This window comes from Acuticoccus sp. MNP-M23, from assembly GCF_031195445.1.
Taxonomy (GTDB): domain Bacteria; phylum Pseudomonadota; class Alphaproteobacteria; order Rhizobiales; family Amorphaceae; genus Acuticoccus.
Window position 1 is genome coordinate 1050710 of sequence record NZ_CP133480.1, and the last position, 11137, is coordinate 1061846.

General features: G+C 65.9%; 11 protein-coding genes. 9 read left to right on the top strand and 2 right to left on the bottom strand.

The window, feature by feature from the left end:
- The first annotated feature begins 1 nt into the window (after position 1).
- Positions 2-967: an ABC transporter ATP-binding protein gene (locus tag RDV64_RS04965; protein ID WP_309198172.1), complete on the top strand. Its 966-nt coding sequence runs from the start codon at positions 2-4 to the stop codon at positions 965-967.
- Positions 964-1938 carry an ABC transporter ATP-binding protein gene (locus RDV64_RS04970; RefSeq protein ID WP_309198173.1) on the top strand — a complete coding sequence of 325 codons (975 nt, stop codon included), beginning with the start codon at positions 964-966 and terminating at the stop codon, positions 1936-1938. The genes RDV64_RS04965 and RDV64_RS04970 overlap by 4 nt, the downstream gene beginning before the upstream one ends.
- A 9-nt stretch (positions 1939-1947) precedes the next feature.
- Here the strand turns inward: RDV64_RS04970 and RDV64_RS04975 are convergent, their stop codons facing one another.
- Positions 1948-3096, bottom strand: a complete 1149-nt coding sequence (locus tag RDV64_RS04975; RefSeq protein ID WP_309198174.1) for an amidohydrolase/deacetylase family metallohydrolase — start codon at positions 3094-3096, stop codon at positions 1948-1950.
- Positions 3097-3288: 192 nt separating this feature from the next.
- The gene (locus tag RDV64_RS04980) at positions 3289-4455 is read right to left on the bottom strand and encodes a lytic transglycosylase domain-containing protein (protein WP_309198175.1); all 1167 of its coding nucleotides are present in this window, start codon (positions 4453-4455) and stop codon (positions 3289-3291) included.
- 149 nt (positions 4456-4604) lie between these two features.
- On the opposite strand from RDV64_RS04980, the gene RDV64_RS04985 reads away from it, so the two are divergent.
- From RDV64_RS04985 to RDV64_RS05015, 7 genes are all read left to right on the top strand, one after another.
- Positions 4605-5219 (top strand): ribonuclease D, encoded by a 615-nt coding sequence (locus RDV64_RS04985; protein WP_309198176.1) that lies wholly within the window; start codon positions 4605-4607, stop codon positions 5217-5219.
- Positions 5219-5881 (top strand): LPS export ABC transporter periplasmic protein LptC, encoded by a 663-nt coding sequence (gene lptC, locus RDV64_RS04990; protein WP_309198177.1) that lies wholly within the window; start codon positions 5219-5221, stop codon positions 5879-5881. Before RDV64_RS04985 ends, lptC begins: the two co-directional genes overlap by 1 nt.
- A 19-nt stretch (positions 5882-5900) precedes the next feature.
- Positions 5901-6458: an LptA/OstA family protein gene (locus tag RDV64_RS04995; protein ID WP_309198178.1), complete on the top strand. Its 558-nt coding sequence runs from the start codon at positions 5901-5903 to the stop codon at positions 6456-6458.
- Positions 6459-6691: 233 nt separating this feature from the next.
- Entirely contained in the window at positions 6692-8224 is a 1533-nt protein-coding gene (locus tag RDV64_RS05000) for a 2-isopropylmalate synthase (protein WP_309198179.1), read from the top strand.
- A gap of 181 nt (positions 8225-8405) precedes the next feature.
- A complete protein-coding gene (locus tag RDV64_RS05005) occupies positions 8406-9875 on the top strand; it encodes an HWE histidine kinase domain-containing protein (RefSeq protein WP_309198180.1) in 1470 nt (489 codons plus the stop codon).
- Positions 9876-10192: 317 nt separating this feature from the next.
- Positions 10193-10561 (top strand): hypothetical protein, encoded by a 369-nt coding sequence (locus RDV64_RS05010; RefSeq protein WP_309198181.1) that lies wholly within the window; start codon positions 10193-10195, stop codon positions 10559-10561.
- Between the two features lie 51 nt (positions 10562-10612).
- Positions 10613-11104 (top strand): pyridoxamine 5'-phosphate oxidase family protein, encoded by a 492-nt coding sequence (locus tag RDV64_RS05015; protein WP_309198182.1) that lies wholly within the window; start codon positions 10613-10615, stop codon positions 11102-11104.
- Positions 11105-11137 lie beyond the last annotated feature (33 nt).

Here is an 11137-nt window from a genome sequence, read left to right on the forward strand (position 1 = left end):
GATGCTCAATGTCGACGACATCGTCGTTTCGGTCGGCACCCGCGGCGGCATGCTGGACATCGTGCGCGGCGTGACCCTTGCCATCGAACCCGGTGAGATCCTGGCGCTGGTGGGCGAATCCGGCTGCGGCAAGTCCATGACATCGCTGGCCGTGATGGGCCTCCTCCCCCAGCCCGAGGCGCGCGTGCGCGAGGGCCGCATCACCATCGACGGTGCCGATATCACCCACGCCACGCCCTACGAGCGCGTGCGCAAGGGCCACGGCGAGGTGGCGATGATCTTTCAGGAGCCGATGACCTCGCTGAACCCGGTGATGCGCATCGGCGACCAGATCGCCGAGGCCGTGCGGGTGCACGACCCCAAGGCCAACCTCGCAGCCCGCACCCGCGAACTCCTGGAGCTCGTTCGCCTGCCCGATGCCCAGTTGCAGCTCGCCGCCTACCCGCACGAACTTTCCGGCGGCATGCGCCAGCGCGTGATGATCGCCATCGCGCTCGCCTGCCGCCCCAAGGTACTGATTGCGGACGAGCCGACCACCGCGCTCGACGTCACCGTCCAGCTCCAGATCCTCGGCCTGGTGCGCGACCTTTGCGACCGGCTCGACATGGGCGTCCTCTTCATCACCCACGACCTTGGCGTGGTCTCCCAGCTCGCCGACCGCGTGGCGGTGATGTACGCCGGGCGCATCGTCGAAACCGGCACGGTGGACGAGATCTTCTCCGCCCCGCTCCACCCCTACACCCACGGGCTGATGGCCTGCGTGCCCGACCCGGCGCGCGGGCAGGAGGCGATGGTGACGATCCCCGGCCATGCGCCAAAACCCTACGAGATCCCGCCCGGCTGCCCGTTTTCGCCGCGCTGCGTGCGGGCAGCCGACGCCTGCCGCAGCGGCCCCGTGCCCGTGGTGACGGACGGCGCGCACACCGCGGTCTGCCACTTCCCCATGAATGCGGAGGTCGCCGCATGACCGATGCAACGGCCACCTCCGAACCGATCCTCTCGCTGCGGGACGTCTCGAAAAGCTTCAGCGCCAAGCGGAAGGGGCAGCGATACAAGGTCAAGGCCGTCAACGCGGTATCGCTGGACGTGACGCGCGGCGAGGTGCTCGGCATTGTCGGCGAATCCGGTTGTGGCAAGACCACGGTGGGGCGGATCGTGACTGGCCTCACCGATGCCGACGGCGGCGAAGTGATGTTCGGCGGCGGAGACCTTCTGAAAGCGCGGGGCGGCCGGCTGAAGACCGCGCGGCTCAAGCTGCGCATGGTCTTCCAGGACCCCTACGCCTCACTCAACCCGCGCCGCTCGGTCGGCGACTCGGTGGCGGAAACCGGCGACATCCACCGCATCTTCAACGGCCGGCAGGACCGTGCGGCGAAGGTCGGCGAAGCGCTGACGCAGGTGGGCCTCGACCCCTCCTACGCGCCGCGCTTCCCGCACGAGCTGTCAGGCGGCCAGCGCCAGCGCGTCGGCATTGCGCGCGCGATCCTGCCCGTGCCGGACCTCATCATCGCCGACGAGCCGGTCTCCGCGCTCGACGTGTCGATCCAGGCGCAGGTGCTCAACCTTCTGGCCGACCTCAAGGCGCGGCTCGGCCTCACGATGATGTTCATTTCGCACGACCTCGGCGTGGTCGCGAAGATCTCCGACCGGGTGGCCGTCCTCTACATGGGCCATGTGGTCGAGATCGGCGACGGGCCGTCGCTGTTCGAAGATCCGCAGCACCCCTATACGCAGATGCTGATTGCCTCGGTGCCGCGGCTGGATGTGAGCCGCCGCGTCACCGGCGCCGTGGAGCGCGGCGAGCCGCCGAGCCGGTTCCGCCAGCTCGAAGGCTGCCCCTTCCAGGACCGCTGCCCCAGGCGGACGGATGTGTGTGAGACCATGCCGCCGCTGCGCGCAACCACCCAGAACCGCCGCGTCGCCTGCCACAATCTGTGAGGCGCCGGCCTACGCCGGTTCGGCGCCGTCGCTCCACCATTTGCCGCCGATGACGGTGCCGACACAGGCAAGCCGCTGGCTGCCGGTGAGTTTCTCGCCCACAACGTCGGTGTGCTCCACGGTCTCGTCACGCAATTCGATCACCGTTGCATCGCCGGGGGTGCCGGCGGCAAGGCCGCCAAGTTCCGGCCGGCGGATGATCTTTGCCGGATTCTCGGTGACGCAGCGCACCACGTCGTTGAGGTCCATGCCCAGCGCCAGAAATTTGGACATGACGGCCAGAAGATCGTGCGCCGGACCCTCGACGCACAGGACATGCACGTCGCTGGAGATGGCGTCCGGCAGGATGCCCTCGGCGACCATTGCCCGGCAGGAGGCGAACGAGAAGCCGCCCTGCCCGTGGCCGATGTCGAAATAGACGCCGCGCTCCTTGGCGGCCAGCACCTCGGCGCGCACGTTGCGGTTGGCGTCCACCGGCGCGTTGGGCCAGGGACGGAAACAATGGGTCAGCACGTCGCCCGGCCGCAGGATCTCGATCACGTCCTTCTGGCTGGGGGGTCGGCTGTCGATATGGGCCATCACCGGGAGGTCCAGCATGTCCGCCACCTCGATGGCGAGCTGCAGCGGCGCAATACCCGACGCGCCGCCCGCCTTGGCCCCGATCCGGCACTTGATGCCGACGACGAGATCCTTGTTGGCCTTCGCGGCGGCCATGCACTCGTCGGGATTCACGAGGCGCATGTCGCCGCATTCGCCGACCATCACGTTCTTCGAGAAGCCGAAGATGCCGGCATAGGAGATATTGACGTAGGCGAGGATCCGCGGCTCGGTCCGCTCGATCACATGGGCGCGAAAGCCCGGAAAATTGCCGGCGCCGGCGCTGCCCGCGTCCACGAATGTGGTGGTGCCGGAGCGTTTGGCGATGGTTGGCGCATCCACGCCGAGCGACGTGCCGCCCCAGTAGACGTGGGTGTGCAGGTCGATCAGGCCGGGGGTCACGATCTTGCCGGAGACGTCGCGGATCTCGGTGCCGGCGCTCTGCGCAAGGTCGGGGCCGACGGCGGCGATCTTGCCGTCCTCGAAGGCGACGTCCGTCACCGCGTCGAGGCCGGCCGCCGGGTCGAGGACCCGTCCACCGCGCAGGATTAGATCAACCATCTGACAGCCCTTTCGATTGTGCCATGTGCCGTGTGCGTTCGGTCTGCGAACCGATGCTCGGCCCATGAACAATGTGAACTGCAAACTGCATTTTATTTGCAAGTCTATTTGCGAGCCTGCGCAGCGCAATGGCCGCGAAGGAGAGCGTCCGCCCACGCCGCAACGGGTGGGCGCGCCGCGTGAAGCTTTGGCTCAGCTGTTTTTCACCACAACGCAAGGGGCGAGCGCCCTGGCGATGCGGCGGCAGAGCGCCTGCGCTTCGCCGCGGCTCGGTGCGGCAAACTGGACAGCGTGGATCGGCAACCGGCCGCGGGCGGCGAAGCGGCGCACGACGACGCTTGGCCCCTTGGCCACCAGATCGCCGGGAAGGCGCGACTTGAGACGTGCATACTGGCGCATCGCGATGCTGCGCTTGGGGTGGCCGGCCACCTGCGCGCCCCATGGTGTCCATCCGCCACCGGTCGGCGGCCGCACATCGCGCGCACGGCCCAGCCGGGCAATGAGATCCGGGCAATCCACGGCCTGCGGCCTGTATTCCGGCCGGGCGGGCGGCGGGTAGGCCAGCGCCACCTCCACCGCCTGCACGGGCGGTCCGGCACGTTCCGGCACAGAGGGCGCCGGCGGCCCCGCCGTCTCCGTCAGCACGGCGTCTGGTTTTGCCGGGGCTGGTGCGGCAAGGTCACCGCTGCGGCGCCATGCGGTCACAACGGGCGGACGGTCCGGCAGGCCGTTGGCGCGAATGGCCCAGTGCTTTGCCGTGCGCCCGGTGATGGAATAGACGTAGTCGATGGTTTCGTAGGGAAGGCTCCCCTCGCCGGCCACAAAGCGGGGAATCCGGTTCGGCCCGCCATTATACCCGGCCGCCGCGAGCCCCCACGAACCAAGCTCCGCCTTCAGATCCGCCAGAAATGACGCAGAGGCGAACAGCGCCTCCTCCCGGTCGAACGGGTTCTTCAACCCACGCAGCCGCGCCGTGCCCGGCATGAACTGCGCAATCCCCTGTGCCCCCACGGGGCTGACTGCACCGGCGTTGAAGCGGCTTTCCTTCCAGATCAGGCGAATGAAGAATTCGTGCGGCACGCCGTGCGCATCTGCCGCTGCGGAAAGAAGGGTGCAAAGCTCGGCGGTTTCCTTCGCCTTCTTTTCGGCAGGGGACATTGTCTTCGGTTCGGGCGGCTTGGTGGCGGCCTCGGTCGCGGGCACTTCAGGCGCGCCGGCAGCGTGCGGTGGCGCGACGTCGTCCTGCGCAGCAAGCGGCGACACTGCGGCGCTGGCGGCCAGAAGGACCGCGGCCGTCAGCGCGCGGCAAATCGAACCGCTTGCGGTTGCATTGATGCGGCACAGGTGAAATGGCGGCATTCCGGGCTCCGGCACTGAAATGATGTCGTTCTGGAAACTTGCGCGTCCGAGACGCCACATATTATCGCAAAGTGCACTGCAGATAGCACGCCGCGGTTGCGCTCGGGCTCCAACAACCCCATCAACAGAGAAACCGCAGCGAGTTTCCCTTGACGATACGCTTTCACCAGCGCGACCTGCCAGCCCCGATTACTGGCATAGCGTCCATTGCCATCGACACCGAGGCAATGGGTCTCAACAACACCCGCGACCGTTTGTGCGTGGTGCAGATGTCCACCGGCGACGGCACGGCCGATCTGGTGCAGATCGAGCGCGGCCAGACCGAGGCGCCCAATCTCGCCGCCATGCTGGCCGACCCGTCCATCGAGAAGCTGTTCCACTTCGGCCGGTTCGACATGGCGCTGCTGGCGCATACGCTCGGCGTCATGCCCGCGCCGGTCTACTGCACCAAGATCGCGTCCAAGCTTGCCCGCACCTACACCGACCGGCATGGCCTGAAGGAGCTGTCGCGCGAACTGATTGGCGAGGATATTTCCAAGCAGCAGCAGAGCAGCGACTGGGGCGCCCCTGCCCTGACCGACGCGCAGAAAGCCTATGCCGCGTCCGACGTTCTGTATCTCCACCGCATCCGCGAAAAGCTTGACGCGATGCTGGAGCGCGAAGGCCGTGCCGAGCTGGCACATGCGGTGTTCGAAGCCCTTCCCACACGTGTCCGCCTCGATCTGGCGGGCTGGGAAAACGTCGACATCTTCGCGCACTCGTGATGGGCAAGGCCGCCATCTCCGCCGCAGCCGCCGTCCATGGCGGCGAGGCCCTGCCGCCCGCGCGGCGGGTGGTGGAGCAGCGGCGCGCGCGGTCGAACTCCCGCCGGGTCCGGCGGTTGCGGGTCTTCCTTCCGGTGGTGGCCGCCCTCATTGCGGTGGTGCTGGTCGGCGCCGCAGTCCTGCCCAAGCTCTTTCCGCTGGCAGCGCTTGCCGGCCTCAGCCTCACCGCCGACGGGCTGGTCATGAACGAGCCGCGGCTTGCCGGCCATCTGGGCGGAGGGCGCCGTTATGAAGTGGTGGCCGAGCGCGCCATTCAGAGCCTTCTCAATCCCTCACGGCTGACCCTTGAGGGGCTGACTGCCAACCTCGACATGGGCGAAGGCCAGGAAGTCGTGATCAACGGCAACACGGCGGCCTACAACACCGACACCGAGATCCTCGACCTGACGGACGGTGTGTCCCTCGCCTCGTCCGATGGCAGCACCATCAGCCTGCCGGCAGCCACCGTGGACCTGCGCGCCGGCTCCGTCGACGCCGACGGCGGCATCGAGATCGACTCCCCGCGCGGCCATGTGACGGCCGGCGGCATTTCCGTCACCAATGGCGGCACTTTCATCCGCCTGACCGGCGGCGTATCCATCATGATCAACCCTTCGAACTGACCGAAGCTGGAGATTATCCATGTCCGCCCCAGTGGTCCGCCTGAGCGCATTTGCGGCGCTCCTCCTTGCCGCTTTCGCGCTGGCTCCGTTGCACGCAAGTGCCCAGACCTTCGACACCGGTTTTGCCGACTTCGGGTCCGATCAGTCCTCGCCGATCGAGATCGAGGCCGACGAGCTGGAAGTCCAGGACAAGTCCAACGCGGCCATCTTCAAGGGCAACGTGGTCGTGAAACAGGAACAGGCTGCGCTGCAGACGTCCACCCTCACCGTCTACTATTCCCAGAGCGCGATGCCGGCGAGCGGTGAAAACCCCTCCACCCCGCAGAACCAGCGCATCTCGCGCCTCGAGGCCAGCGGCAGGGTGCTCATCACCGCCGACGGCCAGTCCGCCACCGGCGACGCGGGCGTCGTCAACTTCGACGACCGCACTTTGTCGCTGACGGGCAACGTCACGCTGACGCAGGACGGCAACGTGGTCACCGGCGACAAGCTCACCGTTTCGCTGGATACCGGCGTTGCCAGCGTGCAGTCATCGTCCCGCGTCCGGGTGCTGCTCAATCCCGGCGGCAACAAGTAGGCACTTCCCAGCACAAGCTTTGTGCTGTATAACATGCTGTTATGACGCACGCGCATTTCCTCCTCCGGCAGGTTGCGGCCCCCTCGGCCGCTGCTGCGCTGCCGTGCGCGCCGCTTCTTCTCCTTACCAGCCCCTGATCGTCGGCAGCCCGCCGGACGGGCGCACGTTCAGGGGATTTGATCGCAAAACCAGCATCAAACGGTTCGCACAGAACCCGGTCAGGACGTTCTAAAATGCACGACATCAAAATTTTCGACACCACCTTGCGTGACGGCGAACAATCGCCCGGTGCCTCGATGACGCTGGACGAAAAGGTCCAGATCGCCACCATTCTCGACGAGATGAAGGTGGACATCATCGAAGCCGGCTTCCCGATCGCCTCCGACGGTGATTTCGAGTCCGTTTCCCAGATTGCCCACGAAGTGAAGGACGCCGTGGTCTGCGGTCTCGCCCGGGCCATCCCGGCCGATATCGACCGCGCCGCCGAAGCTGTGCGCCACGCCAAGCGTCCGCGCATCCACACCTTCGTGTCCACCTCGCCGCTTCACCTGAAATACCAGATGAAGAAGTCCGAAGACGAGGTGATCGACATCATCGAGAAGACCGTCGGGCAGGCGCGCAACCTCGTCGACGACGTCGAATGGTCGGGCATGGATGCGACGCGCACCCCGCTCGAATATCTGCGCCGTTGCGTGGAAACCGCCATTCGCTGCGGTGCCACCACCATCAACCTGCCCGATACTGTCGGCTACGCGACACCCAGCGAATACCGCGCCATGTTCGAGGCGATGCAGGACATCGCCGGCGCGCAGGACGTGATCTTCTCCACCCACACCCACAACGACCTCGGCCTCGCGGTGGCCAATGCGCTGGCGGGCGTGGAAGGTGGCGCACGGCAGATCGAGTGCACCATCAACGGCCTTGGCGAACGGGCCGGCAACGCGGCGCTGGAAGAGGTGGTCATGGCGCTGCGCACCCGCGCCGACGTGCTGCCCTACGACACCCGGGTGGATGCAACGCAGATCATGCGCGCCTCCAAGCTGGTTGCCGTCGCCAGTGGTTTCTCGGTCCAGTACAACAAGGCGATTGTCGGCAAGAACGCCTTTGCCCACGAAAGTGGCATCCACCAGGACGGGATGCTGAAGCACGCCGAAACCTATGAGATCATGAAGCCGTCCGACGTTGGCGTGAACGCCACCTCGCTGGTCATGGGCAAGCACTCCGGTCGCCACGCCTTCCGCCAGAAGCTGGAAGAGCTGGGTTTCGTCCTCGGTGACAACGCGCTGCAGGACGCGTTCCGCCGCTTCAAGGAGCTGGCCGACCGCAAGAAGCATGTCTACGACGAGGACATCGAGGCGCTGGTCGAGGATCAGATCACCGAGGAAAACGAAGTCGCCCGCGTGATGTCCCTCACCGTGATTGCCGGCACCGGCGGCCCGCAGAAGGCCATTCTGGTGATGGATCTGGGCGGCCGGCACGTGACCGAAGAGGCCACCGGATCCGGCCCGGTGGATGCCGTCTTCAATGCGGTGAAGAAGATCATGCCGCACGAGGCGCGCCTGTCACTTTACCAGGTCCATGCGGTGACCGAGGGGACCGATGCGCAGGCCGAAGTGTCGGTGCGCCTGCAACAGGGCGAGCGGATCGAATCCGGCCGCGGCGCGGATGTGGATACGCTGGTGGCCTCGGCCAAGGCCTATGTGGCCGCCGTCAACAAGCTGGCCGCCCGCCACCGCCAGCACGCACAGGCTGTCGGCGCCGCCTGATTGACACCAATGACCGGGGCCCGCGGGCCCCGGTCAGTTCCCGTCCACCTCGCGCCGCCCACCATTACAACCGAAGACAGATATAATAACCCAAAACTAAGTCACTCAAGCCGCAAGCAAGCATACGGAACGATCTTAACGCCAACAGATAACGAATGTATCGTGCGTTAAGGATCAGGTCATGGCAGATGTACGCCTGAACGATGGTAATGATTTAGCCAAATACCGCATGCTGTGCGGCATCCACGGAAATTCCGAACACTACCTCTATCACGAATTCTCAGAGCTTCTGCAGAAGCCGGAAACCCTGCGTTTTCTGGATGGCGTGGGGTTCAATGGCTTCTGGCTGCGTGATCTACAAACCCACGAAGACGAGTGGATCAGCCCCGGCTTCTGGCGCTCGCTCGGCTATGAGCCAGCCTCTCGGGTACACAAGACCAAGGCCTGGCAAGCCATCGCAGTGCGGGAAGACCACGAGCAGGCCCAGCGCGATCTTGTGCGCCACTGCGCGGATCCGGCCCATCCGTACGACCAGTTCATCCGGTTCCGCACCGCTTCGGGCGACTTTGTCACCATGCGCAGCCGCGGGTTTGCGCAGCGCGAAGGCGGGCATCCGACGCGGATGTTCGGCGTCTACACCGCCGTCGGCGAGAGTGATGCCGTGGGCCTTGGCCGGCTCGCCAACGACATCTTCGAAACGCTGGATGACGCGGTGATCCTGTGGAGCGACCGGCGCGGCATCCAGCGCTGGAACGAAAGCGCGCGGACCTTGTATGGCTACGGCGAGGACGAGGTTCTGGGGCGCGATCCCTCCGCCATCCTCGGGCATACGCTCAATGCCGAGTGGGACACTGTCTGCGAGGACATCTATGCGGGGAAGGCATGGCGCGGCGCTTTGTCCCTTCGCGCCAAATCCGGTGAAATGGTGCCGGCGCGCACCACGGTCCGCCGTGCCGGGCAGATTGGCAGCGAAACGCTGTTCGTGCAGATCTGCCGCAACGAAAGCGCGCTGCACGAGGCCGCAGCGCGCCATAATCTGGTGCTGCGTGAACTCAGCCACCGTGTGAAAAACACGTTCTCCGTCGTGAACTCGCTGATCCTGATGAGTGCGCGCATAGAGGGGGACAGTCCGGAGTTTGCGGAGAACCTGCGGCGGCGGATTTCGGCGCTCTCCCAGGCTCATGCGCACAGCCTCAGTCCCAGCGCAGCCGATTGTGCCAGCGCCAGCAAGATCATCGAAACGATCCTGCGCGCCTACGCGGTGGACAAGAACGGGCTCGTGATCCGCGGCGGGGCGGAGCCGCTGGCCGTTTCCCAGCTCACCCCCATCAGCCTGCTGGTGAACGAACTTGGCGCCCGCGCCAGCCAGAACGGCGCCTTTGCGCAGGACGGCGGCACGGTCACGCTCGACATTGCGCGAACCGAGGAAAGCTGGACCATCGTCTGGCGCGAAAGCGGCGCGGCAGGGCCGGTTCTGGCGGCATCCACGGGCGCATTCGGCACCAAGCTGATATCACTCTCCGCAACGCAGCTCGGCGGGACGCTGACGCAAGAGCCGACGCCGGACGGGACGGTCATCGCCCTGTCGTTCCCGGTCGCCCGCGCGGCGACCGGTTCGCCGGCGCAGCAGCAGCCCGCAATTGCGGCCTGAACAATCTCCCGATCGAGGACGCAAAAAACCGCCGGCGGGGCTGCCCGGCGGGTTGAATTGCTGGCGGTGGCCCGTACGGGCTCCGCCCATTCGGCGGTCACCACCTGATGGCCATCGACGGACGCCGTGGCGCTGGTGCGCATGATCGTCACCGGGGATGGTTCGTTCCGCTGCCACGACGGAAAACCCCGACTGCCTGCAATTGCTCCTGAAGGCTGAAAATATTCTTTGCCCGCAGGCAAAACGATCGGTGACGGCTCGGGCGCGGAATGTCAGGCTCCCACCATCTCTCCGCCGCGCGAGCAACAGGAACACCCGTGATCCGCACCATTGTCGTTTTCCTGCTGAGCGCCGCCTTCGTCGCGGCTGCGGTTCTCCACTTCACGCAGACCGCCGCCTTTGCCAGCATCGTTCCGGCCCCCTTGCCGGCCAAAATCTTCCTCGTGCAGCTGACCGGCGCCATCGAAGGCGTGCTTGGCCTGCTCCTCCTCCCCCCGCGCACGCGGGCGCTTTCGGGCAAGCTCCTGGCGCTTTATGCGCTGGCCGTGCTTCCCGCCAATATCCAGCATGCACTGGATGGCACGCCCATCGGCAGCCTTCATCTGCCCGCCTGGGCGCTGTGGCTGCGGGTCGTCCTGCAAGCCCCTTTGATTGCGCTCATTCTGTGGGCGACAAAACGCCGATGAAACCGGATCGCTTCCCATTGGTTCTCCCCTCAGAAACGAAAGGAACGAACCATGAGCAATGGCCAGGAGATGAAGGAAAAATTTTGGGACGCACTGGAGGACAGCCCCTTCGTGATGCTCGGCCTTGCCGGCGTGGACGAGGCGCACACCCAGCCGATGACCGCGCAGTTTGACGACGATCTGCCGAACCGCATCTATTTCTACACCAACCGGCAGAACCGGCTTGTCGGCGCGCTCACACAGTCACACCGGGCCGTGTTCGCCTACAGCGCCAAGGGTCACGACCTGTTCGCCTCCGTCCACGGCACGCTCGAAGTCGACATGGACCGCGCGGTGATCGACAAGTTCTGGAGCCCCGTGGTGTCCGCCTGGTTCGAAAACGGCAAGGACGACCCCGACCTGGTGCTCCTGCGTTTCGACCTTGGTGAAGCGCAGATCTGGAAGGCCGGCACGGGCGACTTCCTGCACTACATGGCCGATGCGCTCTTCAAGGGTTCCGCCGAAGAAGCCTCCAAGGACGACGTGGCGCGCGTGCGTTTCTAGTCCTTCTGAAAAGCTTGCGAATAAAGCGCCGGT